Genomic DNA, 21,381 nt, shown 5'->3' on the forward strand with positions numbered 1-21,381 from the left:
TACGTTACTTGGTGCTATCGGCCAACTGCGATCCGGCGGAAGTCTTCATGATGTACGAGTCGACGTCGTTCGAGACAATCACGCCGTAGTTGATCGCGCCCAGCCAGCCAGACATGATGATGCCCACGCTGCCGGCGTGATACAAACCGGGGATCTGCTCGGGGATCGCGCGACTGACGGCCAACCCTTCGAACTTGGTGCCGAAGCTGGAACCAAACGCATGCTTGGTGTACCGCTGGAACGTCTTTGGCGTGGAAACTTCAACGTGGTCGATTCGCTCGCGAACGTTGGGAACGTACTTCTCGAGCGCGTCGAGCGTGGTCTCGGCCAGGTCGTCCTTGCTGGCTTTATACTCGTCTTCCGACAGATTCGCCCAGTCTTCGAACCGAGCATTCGTGCTAGAAACAACCAGCGATCGCGGACGCCCTTCCGGCCGCGTGTGCGGGTAATAGAACGAGTAAGTTCGGCTGGTGATGTCGCGACTCAGCAAAAGATCGGTACGGAATGCCGGAGCCGTGCTGCTGAAAAGAAGGTCGCCCGTTTCTTCCGGAATCTGCTCATCCGGCTTCATGGCGATGTAAACCTGCGTGCTGGAATTGTTCAGCCGCACCTCTTTGGCATCTTCAATGAACTTCTTGTCGAAGTACTGCTCGCCGACGAGGTCGAAGATAGTCAACTTCAGGTTCGAGTTCGAGACGATCGACTTGCACTTGATCGTCTTGCCGTTGGCAACGATGCTGCTCACGCGACCGTTTTCGAGGTTGATCTTCTCGACATCGACGTTGATGCGTACGTCGACGCCTGACTTCTTCAGATCTTCGTGCATCAACTGGATGAGCCGGTCGGTGCCTCCTTGGAAGGTGAACACCCCTTTGCTCATGAAGTTCGAGAAGACGATACCGTAGCTGATCGCCGGATCTTCGAGGGTCGAACCGTTGGCGTAGGTGATCGGTTCCATCAGCAGTCGCACGACATCCTCCCGGCCGGGGAAGAACTTGTCGAACAACTGCTTGGTTGTCATGCCCTGGTCGTCGTAGAAATTCATCCCACGCGCAGTGTCGAAGAATTCCTTCACGGTCGCTTCCGGCACGTTGAAGTCTTTGATCAGCAACTGCGTGAAGTCTTCACGATTGAACGTCGTCGACAGCGAGAACATCGGGTTATCGAAGCGGATGTTCTTCAACTGGACGATCGAATCGGCGATCTCGCGGGTCCAATAACGCTTGCAGCTTTTGATCATCCCGATCGGGAAGCCGTGCAGCGAGATGTCGAAGATGTGACCACCAGGACGCTTGAACCAAGTGGCCATGCCGCCCAGCTTGTAGTGCTGTTCGCACAGCAACACGCTGCGTCCCTGACGTGCCAAAGTATTGGCGGCCGTCAGCCCAGCCAAACCGCTGCCAATCACGACAACGTCGTATTCGTCCTTGGTGTCTTTCAGAAAGTCTTTCGGCATGATTCTATTTCCTGTCCCCTCGCCCCTCCGGGGAGAGGATTAGGGTGAGGGGGCGAAACGATATTGGCTTCGCTGATTCTTCAGTGATTGAATTATGAAGGTGTCCGACACCTTCGTTGCTCGTTGTGTTGTCTCTTGTGGATGTAGCCCCTTACCCTTCCCCTCTCCCCTCAGGGGAGAGGGGACTTAAAAGCTGGGGCTGAAGCCCCAGGCAGGCAGTGGACTGGGTGCGAAGGATTACCTCACGTATTGCCGCTTTAGCCGGCATCTTGCAGGCAATATCGGTTGGCAACCGATACGCCACTCATGATGGAACCGATGATGCCGACGTAGCCTTGATCGGTTCCGCAAATGTACAGGTTATCGAGGTGCGTGGTGCCGTCGAGGTGCTTCTCGGGGGCTCCGTAAACGGCACCGTTCTTGTGCCACGTGTATCGATGGATGGTCTTCGGCGTGAACATATCGACCGCCACCACGTGTCGGCGGAACTCGGGAATGAACCGCACGACACTATCGCTGATCAGGTCGTACCAGCGGTTCTTCTCGTAGCGGTACTGCTGCTCGGAAAGGTTCACCCAGCGGTCGTAGTTGGCCAAGGCCGTGACGCGCAGGTAACCTTCATCGAGGTTCGCTCCATCCTCGTAATCGAAGTTGTTCGGCGAGCAAATCACACCAGTGCGGACATCGCACAATTGGTCTTCCGGTTTAACCCAATGGAACTTGTTCGTGTCGTTAAAGAAGACGATCGTCGAATCGTAACCAACCTCGACCGGTTGCTTCTTGATGACGGAGATTGTTTCGACAAAACTCAAGCGGCCTGGCTCGCTGACAGGCGGCTTGATGCCTTCTTCGCACATCCGCATCGTTTCCCACCAACCGGCGGACGAAACGACCTTACGCCCCATCAGTTCGGTCCCGTCGTCGAGCTTCACTCCGACGCACTGACCTTCTTCGATCTTCAGCGAGGAAACTCCGGTGCGGAGCTTGAGTTCGCCGCCTAGTTCGCGGAACTTTTTGACCAGGTTCTTCAGCAGCAGACGCACACCTTTAAGCGGACGCGCGAAGCCTTCCATGTAGATACTGCGGAACATGATGCAGAACTGCCCCCAGTCCATGTCCTGCTCGCGGGCATTGCCGTACCACATCAGCGGACACAGCAGCATTTCGACCAGCAGTGGATCGGTGATGATCTCGGCCAGACGCGTACGGGCAGAGCCGGCATAGTTGTCCGGCGTGATGTCGTCGTAGTCCATGATCTGCCCGCGTAGGCGATCGAAGTTGTCGGCCTGCTTGGGAAAACGCTGAGCGATTTCGCTTCGCAGCAGTTCGATATCGTTATCGAACTTCAGCTCGACACCGGGAAACATCACCTTCGAGCCCAACTGGGGGCACAGCGCGAACTCGTCCCATTTGAATCGCAGCTGACGCAGCAGCCGTCCGAGTGGCCCCTTCTTCTCACCCTTTTTAGTGAAGTTAGTGACCGCATGCAGGCCGACATCGAAGTCGCGGCCGGCCATACGATAGAAGGAGTTCAGCCCGCCAATCGTATTGTGACGCTCGAGAATGCAGACATTCTGACCGAAGTAGGCCAAGCGAATCCCGGCCGCCAGCCCGGACATGCCTGCGCCGATAATGATCGTGTCGTACATCGTGACGAGAAAGTCCTTGTGGCGTCCCAGTCGAGTCCCCTCGCCCCTGAGGGGAGAGGGTTAGGGTGAGGGGTTTAAATTGTGCGTGACGAGATCAATCGACCGTGTATCGGGTCCGCCCCTCATCCGCCCTTCGGGCACCTTCTCCCCTATAGGGGAGAAGGGACGATTGAGAAAATTACAGATCTTTCATCTTCGGTTCGAGGTAAGCAACCGTGCTGCTCATCGAGCCGAGTTCCGGGTATTCTTCTTCCGGAATCTGGACTCGGTGACGCTTGCGGAGTTCCATGACGATGTCCAGGAAGTCCATGCTGTCGAGTTCCAGCTGATCACGAAAGGGCTTATCGTCGTCGATATCCGTGATGTCGTCATCCGGAGCGATGTCCCGCAAAATGTCCAATATTTCTTCACGGATTTCCGCTGGCGTCATCCCGATCTGGCTCCTTCAACCGTTTGCTTTACAGCTTCTTGATGATTACTACTGAGTTAATGCCCAGCATTCCGAACGAATTGTTCAGAATGACCTGAGCCTTTCCGAGTTCTCGCGGCTGATTTAAAACCAAACCGTCGATGGCACATTCTGGGTCCAACTCGTCGACGTTGATCGTAGCGTGACAAACGCCATCTTCAAACGCAGGCAAGTTGCCGGCTAGTTCCAATGCTCCAGCCGCTCCCATCGCGTGACCGATGAAACTTTTTGTGTTGTTGACGAAAGTCGTTTCGCTTTTTCCGAAGACTTCGCGTATTGCAGTGCATTCCTGCTGATCGCCCAGCGTCGTGCCGGTGGCGTGCGTGCTGACGATATCGACATCGGTTGCATTCATCCCAGCTCGCTTCAAGGCCAGGTTGATGCACTGCACTTGTCGTTCGGGGTTGGGCAGCACGAAGTCAGTCGCGTCGGTGTTCATCGCGTAGCCGACCAGTTCGCCGTAGATCTTCGCACCGCGTTTTTTCGCATCCGATAACCGCTCAAGCGTATAAATGCAGCCACCTTCGGAAACGACAATCCCGTTTCGCTGGGTGTCAAAAGGGCGCGAGGCCTTGGTTGGGTCTTCGTGATGGGCCAAGGCTCCTTGGCTCTTGAAACCGGCGAAGATCCCGAATGTTTGAATACTTTCCGACACGCCGCCCGCCAAAGCCAGATCGCATTCGCCCAGACGAAGCATCTGTGCACCCTGAATCAGCCCCGCATTGCCGGCGGCACAAGCAGCACCAATGGTGTAGTGCGGGCCCACGATACCCAGCGTCAGGCAGATTTCGCCGGCGGGATTATTGGCCACCGTGCGGGGGTTGTGGTGGTGCGACCAGAACGAGGTGTCGTAGTCGTAGCCTTTGATGTTATAGACTTCGTTTTCCGTCTCGACGTTGCCGTGCTCGGTCACGCCGATGTAGACGCCGACCATGCTTTTGTCGGTGTTTTCCCAGTCAATGCCGCTATCGGCGATCGCATCGCCGGCGCAGTAGATGCCGATGCTGCCGGCACGCGTACCGCGGCGGATGTCCCGCTTCTTTTGATAACGGGTCGCTTCGTAGTCGCAGATACCGGCCAGGGTCTCGCCGACGTAGCGAATCTCGTAATTCTGCACGCCGCTCTTCCCCTCGAGCAGCGCAGCTCGGTAATCGACATACGAATTGCCATTGGGCGCGGTCAGACCGATGCCCGTGATGACAATGCGCTGCGAATCGGGAAGTTGTTCGGCGGTGGCAATCATTTGCCCATCCTCGGCAATTTAACGGAAACCGTTCAAGCTACCGATTCCCATGAACCTTGACAAGTCACCTGCGGCAAGCCAAATCGTCGCACAGGCGCTGCATCCCCTCTTCGGTAGAGACCTTCGGCAAGTAGCCCAAGTCGTGGCGAGCAGCGGAGATATCGAAATAATGATGGGTCGCAAGTTGCCGCGCGAGGAAGCGAGTCATGCGTGGTTCTTCCTGCATCCGACCGATCATTTTATAGGTCGTTTCCAGTGCGGCACCGGCATAATAGGCAACGTTTGCCGAAACACGTTTCCGAATCGGGGGAATCCCTTCCATGGCGAGGATCTCGTTAATCCAATCCCACAGCCGAACAGGAGCCCCCTGCGTGACGAAATAAGCCTTGCCGCCGACCTTCTCTGGCGTGTTGGCCAAGGCCCCAGCCGCTTGAATATGGGCCGAGGCGGCGTTCTCGACATAAACCATGTCGACCAGGTTTTTGCCATCTCCCACAATACGCAACTTACCTGATTTCGCTCGCTCAATGAGCCGCGGAATCAAGTGCCCATCGCGCGGCCCCCAGATCAGATGCGGACGGATGGCACACGTGACCAGGGCCCCTGGCCGGTTGGCCGACAGGACGGCTTGTTCGGCGATTGCTTTGGAATGGGGATAGTGGGCCAGCCATTTTTCCGGATAAGGGGCCGATTCATCGACTCCCTTTTGATCCGTTCCGTTGAAGGTCACGCTGGGGCTGCTGCTGTAGACCAGTCGCTCGACATTCCAAGCCAGACACGCATCGATAATGTTCTGTGTTCCTTGAACATTGATGCCGTAGTAGTTTTCCCATCGGCCCCAGATACCGGCCAGCGCTGCGACATGGTAGACAACGTCGCAGCCGCGGACAGCCCCTTCGACGGCAGCCTTGTCGCGGAGATCCCCCTGGATGCACTCGACGCGGAGTGCTTCGAGCTGGGGGTATTTCTGCCGCGAGAGCACCCGCACGTGTTCTCCGTGCATGAGAAGCTGCTCGACGATATATCGGCCGAGGAATCCACCTCCGCCGGTGACCAGCACGCTCAAGGGTTGCTCCGGATGCCTATCTTGTCGTGGTCAGGGCCCGGTTACAGACCCTGAATCATGGACTTGGGAATCTTGAACCGGTACGAACCACTTTTGCCAATCGCTTCGCCTGGCAAGTCAAGATACAGATACTCGACTTTGTTGGGATCGAAATCCTCTGGCACGTCAAAGACGATCGCATCGGTACCTTCGTCCAAAGGCTGAAACGTTTTGCTGGGGGTCCACCATTTCAGGTCGGCAAGATCATCAAACTTGAGGGGATAGTACAGGTTCTTGTCGTCGTCGGAAAGCTGGGCCGTACGAATTGCACCATTTTGTGTGGTAAATTGGTTGCCGTACCAGCTTTTAAAGTCAAACGTCTTGCCCGAGCGATTGGCCAGTTCGAGATAGACGTTCATGTATGGGCGGCCGTTCGAGGTGACCAGTTCGCCTGCTTCGTCGCGGCCGCGAACTTCGCCCCAGTCGACGTGATTGATCTTTACCTTGAAGCCTTCCATGGTGGCCGAATTCTTCGCCGGCACCCAGTTGATGTAGATATCGCCCTTTTCGGCGGCTTCCATCACGTCTTGAATCTGGTTACCGCTATTAGCGACCCCGTCGTTGTTGTACGGGGTTTCGTTGACGACATCATCGCCTGAGCCGATTTCCAGGATGCCCATCGCCACCAGGCCGAAGAACAGCACGACGGCCAGGAAGATCGGCAGCACGACCAACTTGGTGATCTTCAGAATCAGATCGATCGGGATTCCGCCCGATTCGAATTCTTCTTCCCCTTCGGTACCCTCGGCTCCTTCGGCCTGCTCGGTCTTCGGCTGGGCCTTTTTTCGCAGTGGCTTGCTCCCAGGCTCCCTTGGCGTAATGACCGGTGCACTGATTTGCGGTGCACTCATCTGAGGTGCCTGCGGTGTTGCCTGCGGAACGACAAACAGGCCCTGGCAAGTCGGACATTGGACCTGGGTCCCGCCGGGACTGGTCACATTAAGAACGGTCGAACAGTGAGGGCACTTGAGATGCATAGGTTAGAAAAGCCTTGAATCGACTGATTAGTTGTCGCGTGGAGCGTTCGTTGTCTCAGTATAGCGTCATTGGTCCCTCCTCCCCCGCAGACGGGGGCGAGCGGGCACGATCACGAGAGCCGATCCTCGGCCCAAACCTTCAGTTTTTCGCGGAAAATCTTCGAGTTATGCCGCACATCCACAGGAAAATTCGGGTGCAGCAGGAAATGTTCTATTCGCTCGGTCAGTACGTTTTTATTGCCGATTTCCCGCAGCTGGTCTATCAGTTGGTCGATCTCTTGCGGCGTATCGGGGTACATTCCTGGCCACGGCTGAACGATCACCACAGGGATCTGCTCGCCTGGTTCCCCGAGCCCTACTAGTGCGCTACGAAAGATCTTCTCGTGCGTATTGAAGATCGATTCGACCGGGATCGTGAACATCGGCCCCTCGGCAGTTTCCAGGCGATGCGACTTTCGCCCACAAAACCAGAAACGGTCCAGCGTGTCGAGATAGCCCACATCTCCCATCCGATGCCACACGGCATCCCCATCATAAATCTTAGAGAGTCGCGTGGCCTCGTCACTGGTCGCATAACGCCGCGTGATCACCGGACCTCGAACGATCAGTTCCCCAATTTCACCGCGCGGCAGCGGCTCGATCTGGTCGATGTTCTCAATGGCTTCGTCCGAGATCGCAATCACCTGCCAGTCGATACCCGCGAAGCGCGAGCCGACGCACGTACCACCGCCCACGCTGGAGCGTTCGATTGTTTCTCCCAACACCTCACTGGCCGAGATCGAAGCGACTGGCAGGGCCTCGGTCGCGCCGTAAGGCGTGTACATCTCGGCATTGGGTGCGGCCTTCTTCATACGCTTCAGCACATGCGGAGGGACAGGAGCCCCTGCCGACAGAACTCGCTTCAGCGACGGCATCCACAGGTTCTCACGTTCACAGAACTGTCCCACGGCGTTCCATACCGCTGGTGAAGCGAATGACTGGGTCGCCTCCCAGTCGCCGACCGCTTCCAGAATGTTCCGCGGGTCGACCGTCGCAGGCCGGCTGAAATCCATATCAGGAATAACCGAGGTCACCCCCATCGCGCTATTGAACAGCCCGAACAGAGGAAACCCAGGCACATCGATTTCGCCTGGCTCGATCGCGTATCGCTCTTGAATGAACTGCACCTGGCGGCGGAATCCTTCGTGCCGGAACTCGACTCCCTTCGGCGGCCCCGTGCTGCCAGAGGTGAAGATAATCGCCGCTTTGTCGTTGGCCGTGGCCGCAAACGACTGGAAGTCGCCGACCTCCGTTTTGCGTAGCTCTTCGAGAGTCGCTCCACCCCAGAACCACTTGCGACCCACCGTCACGTTCAGCCTGGCATCGCGGTAGCGTCGACCGCAAAGCTTTCGCACGGCATGCACGATTGGGATTCCGACGAACCCTTCCGGCTTGACCTGGTCGAGACAAGACAGGACATTCTTCTTGCCCATGCCGGGGTCGATCAAGATGCTGACCGCCCCGACCTTGAACAGAGCGAACACAAGCGAAACAAAGTCGATCCCCGGCCGAACCATCAGCGCCAGTCGCGTGCCTGGGACGACTCCCATCTGTGAGAGACCTGCGGCAATGACCGTGCTGTCTTCGGCCAATTTGGCGAATGTAATCGTATCGTATTGCCGTTTTCCCAGGGCATCGCGTCGGCCTGCCACGGCAATGGCGGTCGCATCCGCGCGGGCAAGCGCCACTTCATCCAGAAGCAGGCCCACATTGTAGACGGTCGATGTTTTCATTCTTAAGTTCCCTCTCCCCTGAGGGAAGAGGGTTAGGGTGAGGGGTTAATCAACGTTCGGCAATTTTCGCTACGACGTAATCCATCAACTTCGAGGCGATATCGACATCACAGGCCGCCGAAAGCCCTTTCCATCCTGGGACAGCATTGGCTTCCAGTAAATACCAGCCCCCTTCGCCGTCAGGCAAAAAGTCGAGCCCTGCGATCGCCAGGTCGAGAGTTTTCACCGCTGCCAAGGCAACCTCCGCGACTTCCGCGGGGACTGTTTCTGGCGTGGCATGGGCACCTCGGCTGAGGTTCGTTCGCCAACTATCAGCGGACGTCCGCCGCATGCCCCACATCGTATCGCCTAGCACCATCACCCGCAGGTCATAGCCAGGATGCGGCACAAACTTCTGCAGGTAAATGATCTGCCCCATCTGCTGCAAGGTCTTGAAGACACGATGCGCGAGATCGGCATCTTCAACCCGCATGATCCCCCGCCCTTCTCCGCCGAAGATCGGTTTCACAACCACCGACGGTCCCATCTCTTCAAAGGCGACCATCGCGTCCTGCCAGGTCTGACAGACGTGTGTTTGCGGCACACGAAAACCGGCGGACGATAGTTTGGAAAGGGAAAGATACTTGTCGATCGCCAGCTCCATCGACTTAGGCGGATTGATCACCAGCACGCCTTGCCGCTCGAGCCCTGCCAGCGCGTCCATGCGGAACACAACCTGCTCGAGCGAGCCTGGGGGCATCGTGCGGACGATCACGGCGTCGAAGTTTTCTGAAAGCAATGCATCGGTCGAGATTGACTCGACAACGCCGATACGCGACTGAAGTGCCGAGAACTCCAGACGCTCGACATGGGCTTTACCACTGGCCGCACACTGCAGATCCTGGAAATACCAGCTGTCTTCGTTGGCCAGGATGCCAATGCGGGGCAGTTGAGTGCGTGGATCCATCGCGGCGGTTAACCCTGCCCGAACGATTGAGCCAGCACTTCCAGGTTGCGCTGGCCGAAGATGGTCGATTTACCATCCTGCAAGCTCACCAGGCACACTTCCGCCGGGCTGAATAGCAGCGGATCGATCTGATAAAAGTCGAACTTCGCATCACGCAGAATCTTTTCAAACGGCTGTCCGTACATCGTAGACGTACTGCTGGGAAGCTTCTCGCCGAATTCCTTCAGCCGCTCGGACGTTTCATTGACCCATAACGTAACGGTGCCGCCGTAAAGGATGGCATCGTTCGTGCGGCCAATCCCCGCGACATCATCGGCGGCGATCGGCGGAAGCGGAGCGGCCCCGAACCCGCTGGCAATCTTCGAAAGATCGAACTCCAGCTCATGCAGCTTGTGAAGTGACGTCTCGACGCTACGAGCGACAACCTGCACATGCCCGGCGATACTGGCCGTCCGCGCGGCCAACAGGACCAGGTTTTTCGGGTCGACATGGCAGTCAGCCGCGATTTTCTGACAAACTTCATCTCCCGGCAGCCGCGACGTTTCCAAAACGCCCACGGCCACAGGGTAGTCGTCGGTGAGATTCAGTTCGCGAATAACAGGCTCTTTGGCTGCTTTCACCCGCATCGGCCCCGAGCCCATCCCGAAGAAATTCTCGGTCTTGATCTGCCAGCCGGCGTACTGCGAAGCGATGCACGCCAGTTCCGGGCGATCGGTGCAAACGTTCACGAAGGTCCGCGTACCGGGAGCGTCCCCCAGCGAGAACGACACTTCCCCCAGTCCAGCCAGGCAAATCTCGGCCATCTGACGACCTGCCTCCAGCCCCCCTCGCCCCGTGGCAACCCCCAAATCAAGCACTTTGGCACCACATTCGAGCTGCACCAACTCGGCTCCGATCTCGCGTGGGGTTTCAATAATCGGCTGTACCAGGGCATGTGCCCGCTGGTTTAATTCCAAGATTTTCTCCTCAGCGTTGTATTCTGATCCCCTCGCCCCTGAGGGGCGAGGGATAGGGTGAGGGGTTTTCGACGGTGCCGAAAAGTTCACACCAGCAAAGCTCCCCCCATCATCCCTGTCTTTCCCAAATGCTGCAATGACGTCTCCTGCCGGATGAAGGCAGTGCTATTGACGCTTTTTGCCGCATTCTCCTATACTCAGTCGCTTGTTTGTAAGCATTTTACAGGAAACGCTTTAGTAGCAATCCCGCTACGATCACGTTTCCCGCAGGCCCCACTCTTAAAGCGTTAAATCAGCGATGAAGTCGGAACGTCGGCACGAAATCCAAGAGAATTCCCTGGCTCACTTTCTCGAAGGCATTCTGGAGCAAGCCAAACCTCACGCGACGATGATCGGCGGGGTTGCTTTGGCGCTGCTGTTGGGATTCGTGGGTTACGCCATCCTCAATACGGATAGCGGCATCGTGAAACACGAAGAGTGGAATGCCGTTTACTCGACGCTCGACCAGTCATTCCGCGTTGGCGAAGACGACGTCAAACGCCAGGAAGTCGCCCAAGAGTTCGCAACGCTCTCGACCGACTTCGGCACCACCCGACCTGCATTGTGGGCCGAGTACTTCTATGGTCAACAGAACCTGACACAAGCCAGCGACCTCGCGTTCAGTGATCCTCAATCGGCCACTGCCGATATCGAACGAGCTTTGAAGTCTTTCCAGAAGGTTTACGACTCGGCGGACATGCCGGTTCTGAAGGTGAAAGCCCTGTGGGGTATGGCCGAAGCCTACGAACTTCAGGCCACCAAGGAATCGCTGGCCAAGGCCAAATCGAACTACGAAGAAATCCTGGTCATCTGGCCAGACACCAACACTGCCCTGCTGGCCGAAGAACGCATCAAGCGTCTCGACAACCAAGGGGTCGACGGTTTCTACGCTTGGTACCGCGATCAAGACTTCGTTGCCCGAGCAGCGGAAGTCGAGAAAGAAAACCGTGCACCACTTCAAGGAACCGTGCCTGGCATGGACATGAACCTGGAAGCTCCTGGTGGCGGACTGTTCGATGCCCCTGGTGCCGGTGCCACTCCAGGTGCAGGCAACAGCCCACTCTTCACGCCAAGCATGGACCTCAAGGGTGCTGACGGCGAAGGTGCCGCTCCGAAGCCTTCCTCGTTCACCGAGAAGGAAAAAGAAGCCGCTGAAAAGGAAGCTGCCGATAAGGCCGCTGAGCCCATGAGCGAAGAAGCCAAGGCCGATCCAGCCGCAGAAAGCACCGACAAGCCGAAGGCCGAGTCGACTGAAGAAGCTCCTTCCGAAGAGAAGCCGGCCGCTGAAGAAAAGCCAGCGTCTGAAGAACCGGCGAAGGAAGAAGCTGCCAAGGAAAAAGCCGAATAGGCGTCCCTCCCCTACGGCGAATCACGGGATAAAATATCAGCATGGCCACTTTCCGGTGGCCATGTTTTCTTTCTTGGGTCTCATGACATGCGATACACGGTCGACAAATCAGACGCGGGGCAACGGCTCGATCAATTCGTTACCCGCCGCATCAAGAAGGCGAGCCGCGCCCAGGTTCGCGAAGCGATCGACGAAGGTCAGGTCACCATCAACGACCAGGCCATGAAGCCGTCTTACAAGCTGCGTCTGGGTGATGTCGTCGAGTACCCCGAGATCGATGCCCGGCAGGAAGAACAGCTACCCCAACAATTCGACCTCGACATCCTGTACCAGGACGAACACCTGGCGGCAATCAACAAGCCCCCTGGCATGGTCACCCATCCGGCCAAAGGACACTGGGACGGCACGCTAACCGCGGCCCTGATCGCGAAGTTCAGCCAGTTGAGCGACATCGGCGGTGCCTCACGCCCTGGCATCGTGCACCGGCTCGACCGCGATACAAGCGGCGTGCTGGTAATTGCCAAACATAACGAAGCCCACGAGGCACTCAGCCAGCAGTTTGCCGACCGGACCACCGAGAAGGAATACCTGGCGATTGTTGCCAATTGCCCCGACCGCGACCGCGACGTGATCAACGAACCGATCGGTCCGCATCCCCGTTTTCGCGAGCGAATGTCGATCGTGCGGGACGATCCGGAAGCCAAAGAAGCGAAGACCTTCTACGAAGTCGCCGAGCGTTTCGATGGCTACGCGGCGTTTAAAGTCTTCCCTAAGACAGGTCGCACCCACCAGATCCGTGTCCATCTGGCCCATATCAAGCATCCGGTGCTCTGTGATCGCGCGTATGGAAATCAGGCCCGCATCACGCTTGGCGAGATCGCACGAACCGACGACGAAGAAATTGTTTTGGCTCGCACGGCCCTGCATGCCCGGCGGCTGAAGATCAATCATCCGGTAACGGGCGAACCCCTCGAATTCGAGGCCCCGATTCCAGAAGACATTCACTCGACGTTGGTCGTCTTGCGTAAGTACCGCTCGGTGTAAACTCGATCGTCAGGGTACAGCAGTTGCATCATGTCTGGAGTGCCGACGGCCCGCGTTGTGTAGAACAGTTCGCCGGCACCATACCCGGCTGTAGCTCCCAGGTAGATCGCCGCTCCCTTCACGCGTTCAAAGACGTACGCTTTCTCTTCGGAGAACTGTGTCTGGTAACAGCGAATGCTCTCCAGCTTTCGCTCCAGGCAATCGGTGATGTCATGCACGAAGCTGCCAGGCGCGTCGAGCTTGTGAATCGGCTCGAAGGCAATCTTGTAGTACAACTGCCGGCCGATCGTATGTACCGGCAGGTGATCGAACGTTTCGTCCCACTTGGTCAGCCGTGAATAGAAGACCGCCGCGTCGGTGATCTGCATCGCCTGCCAATGATCTGGCGATGCCATCGGCGTGCGATCGCCAAACCCGATAACCACCTTGGGACGATACTTACGGAACTCTTTAGCCAGGGCGACGCGTGCCTCGAAGCTGTCGAACAGCTTGCGATTGGGCAGATCGAGTGTGATCCGCTTCTGCACCCCCAGCACTTTAGCCGCCGCGGCTGCTTCTGCGAGACGCGTTTCCGGATCGGGCGAACGAGGCGTTGGCTCGCCATCGGTCAGATCGATGACCCCCACCGTATGTCCCAAGTCGGCCAACTTGGCCAGCGTTCCGCCGCAAGCAATCTCGACATCATCCGGATGGGCACCGACCGCCAGAATATCGATCTGCGGATACTCTTTTTCGACGTCAACAGTCAACGGACTCTCTCTTTTTTGTCCCCTCGCCCCTGAGGGGAGAGAGGGGGGACCGGAGGTTGGTTAGCTCTTTTTCAGTGGCTTCTTGGCACTGACCAGGAATGTTGGATTCGAGGCTTCAAACCGGTGGCGTTCCAGTTGGTAGGTGGCATGCGAGATGTTCACCATCGTGACCTTGGCCGATTCCATTTCGCTGTCGAACAGCTGGTGCACTTCGGCCAGGTTTTCGATGCTGCTCAGATTGCACACGATGCGGCCCCCTGGCTTGATGCGAGCAATAGCCTGTTCGCAGATGCCACGGACCTGACGACCAGTACCACCGATGAACACACAATCCGGGTCCGGCAGATCGGCCCAGGCATCGGGAGCTTTGCCCAGCACAGCCTGAACGTTCTTCACGCCGAAAGCTTCGATGTTGGCGCGAATCAGGCCATGGTCTTCGGCGTCCATTTCGATGGCGTAGATCGAACCTTTTTCGGCGATCATTCCCGCTTCGATCGAGACACTACCGCTACCGGCACCAACATCCCACACAACGCTCGAATCACCCAGGTCCATCAAGCTAAGGGCAATGCAGCGGACCTCCATCGGAGTCAGCAGACCACGCTTCGGCTTGGCCTGGCGGAAGACATCGTCCGGATTGCCAAACTTGCGTTTGCCAACCAGCGACATCGGCCGGTCAGGCACATCGGGCTTGCGAACGAGAATCATCACATTAAGCGGGCCAAAGGTCTGCTCGCTGATTTCCTTCAGGTCACCTTGCGTGACACATTCGTTCGGCGAGCCGAGATTCTCGCAGATGTAGGCATGGAAGTAATCGAGATCGTGCCCGAGAAGTGTCTTGGCGACTTCCTTCGGCGGGATCTCTTCGGTGGTGAACAGACCGATCGCTTCGGAAATCCGGGCAGCAGCCACCACCGATTCGAGTGGCTGGTTGGCGAGGTTCGCCAGGTGGGCATCGTCCCAGCTCTCTTTGATTCGCGCAAAGGCCAACTGCATGCTACTGACGTGCGGAATGACGTGGAAGCGATCTTTCCCGAGCTTTTCGCACAGGTACCGCGACACGCCGTAGAACAGCGGGTCGCCGCTGGTCAGCAGTACGACATCTTTGTCGCTGTGCTTTTCAAGCGCCTCTACGATCTCGTTCAGGTCGCCACTGACCGGCACCTTCTCGGCAGCGATCTTCTCGACGTGGACCAGGACTTGAGGGTTGCCGATAATGACCTTGGCATCCCCCAAGATCCGCATCGATTGGCTCGTCAGCCCGTCGAGACCATCGTCGCCAATACCTACGATAAATATTCTGGGAGTCTTACTCACCGATTGTTCCAATTCCGAGCTTCTGAAGAAGAAAAGACTTGCGTCGATTTTACGAGATGCGACGATCTCTGGAAAGTTCACCCTCCCCCTCCCTTCTGCCCCATTCTTTTTCCGGAAGATTCATCATGCCCACCATCGCCGTTACAGGAGATCACTTCCATTATCCTCAGCAGGAATATTTTTGCCTGCTAACCAAGGCCGGGTACGAGGTCCGCTTCGTCGATCCGGTGAAACACGATCTGACCAAGCCAGATGTGCTTCTTGCGCAGCTTGAGGGGTGCGATGCCGTGATGTGCAGCACCGAGCCCTACCCGGCTGATCTGCTGAATCAATGCTCGGTCCGTGTCCTTTCGCGGCTGGGCGTGGGGTTCGATTCCATCGACCTGCAGGCCGCCACAGCCAACAACATCGTCGTGTGCCGTACGCCTGGGGTGCTGCACGAGTCGGCCGCTGAGCAGACGTTGGCCTTCCTGTTCGCGATTTCCCGCAACGTGATCGAGCGCGACCGACAAGTCCGCGCCGGCCTATGGAAACGCATCTGCTGGCCGCGTCTGGCCGGACAGACCCTGGGGCTGTTAGGTCTGGGCCTCATTGGCCGGAGCGTCGCCATGAAAGCCCTGGCGTTGGGAATGAAGGTTATTGCCTACGATCCTGTCGCAGCCCCGCACGAGGGTATCGAACTGGTCACGCTCGATCGACTGTGGAGCCAGGCCGATATCGTCAGCCTGCATGCCCCTTGTACCCCGGAAACAGCCAATATCATCAATCACGTCACGCTACAGCGAATGAAACGGGGCGTGATTCTGATTAACACTTCCCGCGGAGGCCTGGTCGATGAAGGCGCGCTGGCCGAGGCGTTACAGTCGGGACAGGTGCTGGCCGCGGGGCTCGATGTCTTTCACGACGAACCACCTCGCGCGGACAATCCGCTACTGAAGCTCGATAACGTGGTCCTCGCTCCCCACATGGCCGGGATGGATCTCGAATCGGAACGCGCCATGGCAACGATGTCGGCCGAGAACATCATGGCCCTGCATCGCGGCGAGTGGCCAACTGCGCATATCGTGAACCCCGACGTGCAGCCAACCTGGAAGTGGTAAGCGTCGGCCAATTCGCGTTCAAGAAAAGAAAACGCCCTAGCAATTGCCAGGGCGTATCTCTTTTCGTGTGTATCAGCAAAGCTGGTTTGCAGCTTAGGCCTGGAACGACGAACCGCAACCGCAGCTACGAGTAGCGTTCGGGTTGTTGAATGCGAAGCCGCGACGGTCGATGCCGTCGTAGAAGTCAACCGTGGTACCGTCGAGGTACAACGCGTGCTTCTTGTCGACAACCACTTCGACGCCGTGATAGTCGTACTTCGAATCCTTCTCTTCGTCGTATTCCTTTTCCAGCGTCAGGCTGTACGAGAAACCGCTGCAACCACCGGCGGTGATACCGATACGCAGCTTAGTGCCTTCTTCGTACTTCTGGTCTTCCAGGATTCGCTTGACTTCGCCGGCCGCTTTTTCGGTAATGACGACTGCCATGTTTTGTTCACTCCAGACGTTAAATTAACGCAAACTTGTATGTGTTTATTATTATCGATGCCCCGAAACGGGGAAAGGGTGCAAAATACTTGGGGAATCTTGAGCACTGATATTATTACCGATTCTACCCCAAAAATCGAGGGTGCGGTCAACCGAAGTGCCTGCTAAGCAATCAACTTACGAAGTTTATCTACCGCCCCTGCCACGACGTCAACGGCAAATTCGACTTCTTGCGGCGTGTTGAACCGCCCGATCCCAAACCTCAGGCTGCTGCGAGTGAGGTCCTCAGACAGGCCAATCGCTCGCAGCACGTGGCTGGGCTGGGGGTTGGCCGAAGTGCAGGCCGAACCACTTGATACGGCAATTTCGCGGACATTCATCATCAGCGCCTCGCCGTCGACCTGTTCGACCGCGAAGTTCAAATTCCCCGCCAGGCGGGCCCCAGTCGCCTCAAGCGACGGCCCATTGAGATGCAGCCCTGCGATCCGCTCGGTCAGGCCTGACCACAACTGCTTTCGCAGTTGGGCTAACCGCTGAGACTCTTCTTCCATTTCGGCCACGCTCAGACGGATAGCTTCCGCCAGACCGACAATGCCGGGGACATTCAATGTGCCGCTACGGATTCCCCGCTGCTGACCACCGCCGAAGATCGCCGGTTGAAGACGAACCCGCGGGGCACTCTTCCGCACGTATAGCCCACCCACACCTTTCGGCCCGTACATTTTATGGGCTGAAAAACTCATCAGATCGACACCTAGTCGCTCGACATCGACTGGGGTCTTGCCAACCGCCTGGGTTGCGTCGCTGTGCAGCAGCACGCCCTGCTCTTTGCAGATCTGGCCGATCTCGGCGATCGGATGGATCACCCCGATCTCGTTGTTGGCCAGCATGACGGAAACGAGAGTCGTATCAGGCCGAATCGCATCGCGGACCTGATCGGGATCGAGCATGCCCGCCAGCGGGTCGCTGGCCTGCCGGGGTGAAAGCCGCGTGATCTCGAAACCGTGATGCTCCCACTGTTCGAGCGGATCGAGCACTGCTTTGTGCTCGGTAGTGACGGTTACCACGTGGTTTCCGCGACGACGACGCTGTGACAGAACGCCGCTGATCGCCAAGTTATTGCTTTCGGTTGCGCCGCTGGTGAAAACAATCTCGCTAGCCGACGCCCCAATGGCCAAGGCAATCGACTGCTGTGACGCTTCGACCAGTTGCTTAGCCTCTTCGCCGTACAAATGCCCGACGCTTGATGGGTTGCCGAAAACTTGCGTAAACGTCGGCAACATCGCCTCGACGACGCGAGGATCGACCTGGGTGGTAGCGTGATTGTCAAAGTAGATGGGCACTGCCGTTGCCAAAATGGTGGACCGATTCATGGACGGTCACCATTGTACTCGATTACTTAGGCAAGGAACCCTCTTGCCAGGCGAAGAGGGTTCGGCGTGCCGGAACCTAGCCGTAGATTGCCTTCAGACAAATGCTCGACCAGGTCTCGAATTCCTCTAGCTTGGCCAGCAAATCAGCGACCGGGCGGAAACCGGCGTCAAGAATGTCTTCTTCGTTGGGCATCACTTCGGGACGTTCGATCTTGCACAGGTAAACCACGCCCAGGTGCACACGACCGACTTCCGATTCGTCGTCGTTGATCAGCCCAGCACATTCCATTTCGTGGGGTGCATTGAAGCTGACTTCTTCTTCCAACTCGCGACGCATCCCTTGCTGGAATGGATCTTGGCTGGCGTCAGGGGCGTCTTCTGAGGAAACGTGACCTCCGATCCCGACGCTTCGCTTGCTGTGTAGACGCGATTCCCCCTGCCCCTTACCGCGAACGTACTGGAAAACGTGCTTGGTCCCCTGGTCGTCCCTGTATTCAAAGATGACGTAAGGGATTAGCTGCTTGAACTCTGGCGACTTTTCCATGATGTCGCGCGGGCGGAAGCTCATCTGCTCTGGCGTCAGCAGCTGATCCAGGTAGGTCTCGACGTCGTCGTGAAATCCCTGGAACTGACCGATCTCGTGAAACTTCTCGGTAGGGACCACTAAAACCTGCTCGACTTCCGCAATGCTCATTTCGTTTTCCCTTCCATGTGGGGGCTACTATGGGATGTTTCACGGGGCTATCGTACCCCATTGCTATCACGCGATCGACACCCCTCTCGCCGGACCTTCGACTAGCAAAGGAAATGTTTTCGGTCGAGGCGAGAAGATTCGCTTAATACACTCTCAGAATAGCCATTTCTCGCGATAATAGCTCGCGAAATCATTCATTTTCTGAGAAAAGCTTGATAAGGCGATTTTCCGCCCCGCTAACGCCCCTGCTACAAGATGAGCATGGCATCGCCGTAGCTATAAAAGCGGTACTCTTCTCGGATCGCTTCCCGGTAGGCCCGGCGTAGGAGTTCATCGCCACCGAACGTCCGCACCAGGATCAGGAGCGTCGACTTGGGCAGGTGGAAGTTCGTTAGCAAGACATCGACGGCCTTGAACTGGTAAGGGGGACGAATGAACAGATTCGTTTTGCCCGTCCATGGCTGCAACTTGCCACTTGCCGCAGCCGTTTCCAGCACCCGTGTGGCGGTCGTTCCGACTGAAACAATCCGGCCACCATTGGCTTTGATCTCGCCGAGCCGGTCGACCGTCGCCTGATTAATTTCACCGTACTCGAAGTGCATTTCGTGCTGGTCGATGTTATCGACCCCGATCGGGCGGAAGGTCCCCATACCGACGTGCAGCGTTACGAATTGCCGGTCAACCCCTTGGGCGCTGACCTTGTTCAACAGTTCATGCGTAAAGTGCAGCCCAGCCGTCGGAGCAGCCACGGCTCCAGGCGTTTCGGCGAAGACAGTTTGGTAGTCTTTCCAGTCTTCCGGCATCATTTCGCCGCCGCGAATGTAGTGCGGCAGCGGCACACGGCCGACGCGTTCGAGGACGTCGAACGGCGACTCCAAGGTCAACGGCTTCACGGCCCATTGCCCACCACCCAGGTTGGCCACCAGTTCCAGTTCGGTGTCTTCGCGGGCCTCGCGGTTCTCGAGAATGACCTTCTCGCCAGGCTGGATCTTGCCGCGCGTCTTCGCCAGGACCAGCCAGTGTCCTTGTGGGTCGGTTTCGACAAACAACCCCTGCCAGCGGCCTCCAGTATTAGCTCGGCGGCCCATCAAGCGAGCCGGAACCACCTTCGTGTTGTTCAATACCAGACAGTCGCCAGAGTTCAGGAACTCTGGCAGATCACGCACATGGTGATGCGAGATTTCCTGCGTCTGACGATTTACGACCAACAACCGCGCATCGGTCCTTTTCTCCAAAGGTTGCTGCGCGATCAAATCGGAAGGAAGATGGTAGTCGTACTGGTCGATATTTGTCATAGAACTCGCAAAACATCAGTGATTAACCGCTGAACGACGTCCGTCCGTTGTGTCGTCCATGGTTGAGTATACGCCGCCAGCGGCAAGCTCGACTAGGCCCGCACTTACCGCCATTGGCTGCCAACACCATGTCTACCGCCCCCAAACGCGTCCTGCTTGTGACCACCGAACTGGGCGTGGGGGGGGCCGAACGATGCGTGGCCAACGTGGCATGCGGTCTCGATCCGGCCAAGTACGCAGTTCATGTCGTGGCGCTTGCACCACCGCCCGAAACGCCCAAGGACGCGCTGGTGCAACAACTGGAAGCAGCTCAAGTCCCCCTTACGTTTCTCGGTTGTCGCTCGAAATGGCAGCTATTCTCTGCGATTGGACAGCTGAAACGCATCATTCGCGAAACTCAGCCGGACGTCGTTTGGAGCTTTCTGTTTCACGCCAATATCGTCACCGCGATGGCGACACGCGTTACCCGAAGACGTCGGCTACAGTCGCTTAGGGTCGTCGAACAAGGGAGTTGGCGTCGTCGATTTCAGTCATGGGCGGCTCGCCAGTCTGATCGCGTGCTGTGCGTCAGCGAAGGGGTCCGCCAGTTTGCCGCTGAGACCCTTCGCGTGCCCCAGTCTCAGCTTCAGGTAATTCCCAACGGCATAGACGTCGACGCGATCCAGCCAACCACCTACGCCGAGCCTGTCGATCGCAAGCATCGGCTGATTGCCGTGGGGCGACTCGACGACCAGAAGGGCTTCGACTGGCTAATCTTTCGGCTCGCGGAACTATTACGTGAGAAGCCTGAGTGGGAACTGGTAATCCTCGGCGACGGTCAACTCTTGCCAGAACTTGTCACTCAAATCGAGTCCGAGGGGCTGAACGACTCGGTACGGCTCGAAGGCTGGCAGGACGACTTGCCGAGGTGGTTTCGCGATAGCGAGATCTACACCCTCAGTTCCCGTTGGGAAGGGATGCCCAATGCGTTGATCGAGGCGATGGCCCATGGCTTACCGGTGATGGCCACGGACGTGGAAGGGGTGCGGGAACTGCTTCCCGGCGATCTTTCGGTGCAGATGGTCGACCATTGGAAGATGCCTGAAGCAGAAGCGTTATTACGCAAACTAATGGAAGACCCGGTACTTCGCCAACAACTGGGGCAGGCCAACCGCCAACAGATCGAGGCCCGCTTCTCCCTTCGCCAAATGCTGCAGTCTTACGAAACCATGCTGGACGACGTACTTTCCGGATCTCCCAACAACCGCTAGCAATCCTTCTGGGTAAGCTGCAAAACTTTTTCTGCCGGGGGGCTTAGTCGCAACTCTCGCGATGGCCAACCGTTAGCCACGCTAGCGTGATTTGCTAGCAAAATTTTCATCCTGGTTTCTGGATTGACGAAAAATGCGCACCGAATATCCTCAATCACATGCTCATCAGGCGA

Annotated in this window: 19 protein-coding genes; 4 read left to right on the forward strand and 15 right to left on the reverse strand. The window is 57.2% G+C overall.

Translation table 11 applies throughout. The annotated features are described in order from the left end of the window. Positions 1-4: 4 nt before the first annotated feature. From C5Y96_RS24440 to mch, 9 genes are all read right to left on the reverse strand, one after another. Complete coding sequence (locus C5Y96_RS24440) at positions 5-1,456, reverse strand: phytoene desaturase family protein (protein ID WP_105358926.1); 1,452 nt, start codon at positions 1,454-1,456, stop codon at positions 5-7. A 257-nt stretch (positions 1,457-1,713) separates the two neighbouring features. Next, positions 1,714-3,105, reverse strand: coding sequence for a phytoene desaturase family protein (locus tag C5Y96_RS24445; protein ID WP_105358928.1), 1,392 nt, complete (start codon positions 3,103-3,105; stop codon positions 1,714-1,716). A gap of 178 nt (positions 3,106-3,283) precedes the next feature. After that, positions 3,284-3,535 carry an acyl carrier protein gene (locus tag C5Y96_RS24450; RefSeq protein WP_105358930.1) on the reverse strand — a complete coding sequence of 84 codons (252 nt, stop codon included), beginning with the start codon at positions 3,533-3,535 and terminating at the stop codon, positions 3,284-3,286. 28 nt (positions 3,536-3,563) lie between these two features. Then, the gene (locus C5Y96_RS24455; RefSeq protein WP_105358932.1) at positions 3,564-4,817 is read right to left on the reverse strand and encodes a beta-ketoacyl-[acyl-carrier-protein] synthase family protein; all 1,254 of its coding nucleotides are present in this window, start codon (positions 4,815-4,817) and stop codon (positions 3,564-3,566) included. Between the two features lie 64 nt (positions 4,818-4,881). Next, entirely contained in the window at positions 4,882-5,877 is a 996-nt protein-coding gene (locus C5Y96_RS24460; protein WP_233199116.1) for an NAD-dependent epimerase/dehydratase family protein, read from the reverse strand. A 47-nt stretch (positions 5,878-5,924) separates the two neighbouring features. Then, entirely contained in the window at positions 5,925-6,899 is a 975-nt protein-coding gene (locus tag C5Y96_RS24465; protein ID WP_146115794.1) for a hypothetical protein, read from the reverse strand. 110 nt (positions 6,900-7,009) lie between these two features. Continuing rightward, positions 7,010-8,671: a fatty acid CoA ligase family protein gene (locus tag C5Y96_RS24470; protein WP_105358938.1), complete on the reverse strand. Its 1,662-nt coding sequence runs from the start codon at positions 8,669-8,671 to the stop codon at positions 7,010-7,012. A 49-nt stretch (positions 8,672-8,720) separates the two neighbouring features. After that, positions 8,721-9,617, reverse strand: a complete 897-nt coding sequence (locus C5Y96_RS24475; protein WP_105358940.1) for a RimK family alpha-L-glutamate ligase — start codon at positions 9,615-9,617, stop codon at positions 8,721-8,723. Positions 9,618-9,625: 8 nt separating this feature from the next. After that, a complete protein-coding gene (mch, locus tag C5Y96_RS24480; RefSeq protein WP_158261410.1) occupies positions 9,626-10,573 on the reverse strand; it encodes a methenyltetrahydromethanopterin cyclohydrolase in 948 nt (315 codons plus the stop codon). A gap of 298 nt (positions 10,574-10,871) precedes the next feature. Here mch and C5Y96_RS24485 point away from each other — a divergent pair, with 298 nt between their 5' ends. Continuing rightward, positions 10,872-11,960: a tetratricopeptide repeat protein gene (locus C5Y96_RS24485; RefSeq protein WP_105358944.1), complete on the forward strand. Its 1,089-nt coding sequence runs from the start codon at positions 10,872-10,874 to the stop codon at positions 11,958-11,960. Positions 11,961-12,047: 87 nt separating this feature from the next. Further along, positions 12,048-13,004 carry an RluA family pseudouridine synthase gene (locus C5Y96_RS24490; RefSeq protein ID WP_105358946.1) on the forward strand — a complete coding sequence of 319 codons (957 nt, stop codon included), beginning with the start codon at positions 12,048-12,050 and terminating at the stop codon, positions 13,002-13,004. Here the strand turns inward: C5Y96_RS24490 and C5Y96_RS24495 are convergent. Beyond that, a complete protein-coding gene (locus tag C5Y96_RS24495; RefSeq protein ID WP_105358948.1) occupies positions 12,962-13,753 on the reverse strand; it encodes a PIG-L family deacetylase in 792 nt (263 codons plus the stop codon). The genes C5Y96_RS24490 and C5Y96_RS24495 overlap by 43 nt on opposite strands. Positions 13,754-13,813: 60 nt before the next feature. Continuing rightward, positions 13,814-15,070: a precorrin-6y C5,15-methyltransferase (decarboxylating) subunit CbiE gene (cbiE, locus tag C5Y96_RS24500; protein WP_233199102.1), complete on the reverse strand. Its 1,257-nt coding sequence runs from the start codon at positions 15,068-15,070 to the stop codon at positions 13,814-13,816. Positions 15,071-15,195: 125 nt separating this feature from the next. Here cbiE and C5Y96_RS24505 point away from each other — a divergent pair, with 125 nt between their 5' ends. Then, on the forward strand, positions 15,196-16,170 hold the full coding sequence (locus C5Y96_RS24505) for a phosphoglycerate dehydrogenase (RefSeq protein ID WP_105358950.1): 975 nt from the start codon (positions 15,196-15,198) through the stop codon (positions 16,168-16,170). Positions 16,171-16,263: 93 nt separating this feature from the next. Here the strand turns inward: C5Y96_RS24505 and C5Y96_RS24510 are convergent, their stop codons facing one another. The 4 genes from C5Y96_RS24510 to queA all read right to left on the reverse strand — a co-directional run bounded on the left by C5Y96_RS24510 (position 16,264) and on the right by queA (position 19,958). Beyond that, positions 16,264-16,596: a HesB/IscA family protein gene (locus tag C5Y96_RS24510; protein WP_105358952.1), complete on the reverse strand. Its 333-nt coding sequence runs from the start codon at positions 16,594-16,596 to the stop codon at positions 16,264-16,266. A gap of 164 nt (positions 16,597-16,760) precedes the next feature. Further along, positions 16,761-17,969: a cysteine desulfurase family protein gene (locus C5Y96_RS24515; RefSeq protein ID WP_105358954.1), complete on the reverse strand. Its 1,209-nt coding sequence runs from the start codon at positions 17,967-17,969 to the stop codon at positions 16,761-16,763. Between the two features lie 76 nt (positions 17,970-18,045). Next, on the reverse strand, positions 18,046-18,663 hold the full coding sequence (locus tag C5Y96_RS24520; RefSeq protein ID WP_105358956.1) for an NUDIX domain-containing protein: 618 nt from the start codon (positions 18,661-18,663) through the stop codon (positions 18,046-18,048). 248 nt (positions 18,664-18,911) lie between these two features. Then, positions 18,912-19,958, reverse strand: a complete 1,047-nt coding sequence (gene queA / locus C5Y96_RS24525) for a tRNA preQ1(34) S-adenosylmethionine ribosyltransferase-isomerase QueA (protein ID WP_105358958.1) — start codon at positions 19,956-19,958, stop codon at positions 18,912-18,914. Positions 19,959-20,086: 128 nt separating this feature from the next. Between queA and C5Y96_RS24530 the strand changes: the two genes are divergently transcribed. Continuing rightward, positions 20,087-21,208: a glycosyltransferase gene (locus C5Y96_RS24530; RefSeq protein WP_105358960.1), complete on the forward strand. Its 1,122-nt coding sequence runs from the start codon at positions 20,087-20,089 to the stop codon at positions 21,206-21,208. Positions 21,209-21,381: the final 173 nt, after the last annotated feature.

This window comes from Blastopirellula marina (assembly GCF_002967715.1).
GTDB lineage: Bacteria > Planctomycetota > Planctomycetia > Pirellulales > Pirellulaceae > Bremerella > Bremerella marina_B.

What these genes read in the sequence shown, in the direction of transcription:
- C5Y96_RS24510 (WP_105358952.1), bottom strand. Translation starts at nt 16,596, where the DNA reads ATGGCAGTCGTCATTACCGAAAAAGCGGCCGGCGAAGTCAAGCGAATC.
- C5Y96_RS24530 (WP_105358960.1), top strand. Translation starts at nt 20,087, where the DNA reads ATGTCTACCGCCCCCAAACGCGTCCTGCTTGTGACCACCGAACTGGGC.
- C5Y96_RS24485 (WP_105358944.1), top strand. Translation starts at nt 10,872, where the DNA reads ATGAAGTCGGAACGTCGGCACGAAATCCAAGAGAATTCCCTGGCTCAC.
- C5Y96_RS24440 (WP_105358926.1), bottom strand. Translation starts at nt 1,456, where the DNA reads ATGCCGAAAGACTTTCTGAAAGACACCAAGGACGAATACGACGTTGTC.
- C5Y96_RS24465 (WP_146115794.1), bottom strand. Translation starts at nt 6,899, where the DNA reads ATGCATCTCAAGTGCCCTCACTGTTCGACCGTTCTTAATGTGACCAGT.
- queA (WP_105358958.1), bottom strand. Translation starts at nt 19,958, where the DNA reads ATGACAAATATCGACCAGTACGACTACCATCTTCCTTCCGATTTGATC.
- C5Y96_RS24450 (WP_105358930.1), bottom strand. Translation starts at nt 3,535, where the DNA reads ATGACGCCAGCGGAAATCCGTGAAGAAATATTGGACATTTTGCGGGAC.
- C5Y96_RS24445 (WP_105358928.1), bottom strand. Translation starts at nt 3,105, where the DNA reads ATGTACGACACGATCATTATCGGCGCAGGCATGTCCGGGCTGGCGGCC.
- C5Y96_RS24455 (WP_105358932.1), bottom strand. Translation starts at nt 4,817, where the DNA reads ATGATTGCCACCGCCGAACAACTTCCCGATTCGCAGCGCATTGTCATC.
- C5Y96_RS24490 (WP_105358946.1), top strand. Translation starts at nt 12,048, where the DNA reads ATGCGATACACGGTCGACAAATCAGACGCGGGGCAACGGCTCGATCAA.
- C5Y96_RS24505 (WP_105358950.1), top strand. Translation starts at nt 15,196, where the DNA reads ATGCCCACCATCGCCGTTACAGGAGATCACTTCCATTATCCTCAGCAG.
- C5Y96_RS24520 (WP_105358956.1), bottom strand. Translation starts at nt 18,663, where the DNA reads ATGAGCATTGCGGAAGTCGAGCAGGTTTTAGTGGTCCCTACCGAGAAG.
- C5Y96_RS24470 (WP_105358938.1), bottom strand. Translation starts at nt 8,671, where the DNA reads ATGAAAACATCGACCGTCTACAATGTGGGCCTGCTTCTGGATGAAGTG.
- C5Y96_RS24515 (WP_105358954.1), bottom strand. Translation starts at nt 17,969, where the DNA reads ATGAATCGGTCCACCATTTTGGCAACGGCAGTGCCCATCTACTTTGAC.
- C5Y96_RS24475 (WP_105358940.1), bottom strand. Translation starts at nt 9,617, where the DNA reads ATGGATCCACGCACTCAACTGCCCCGCATTGGCATCCTGGCCAACGAA.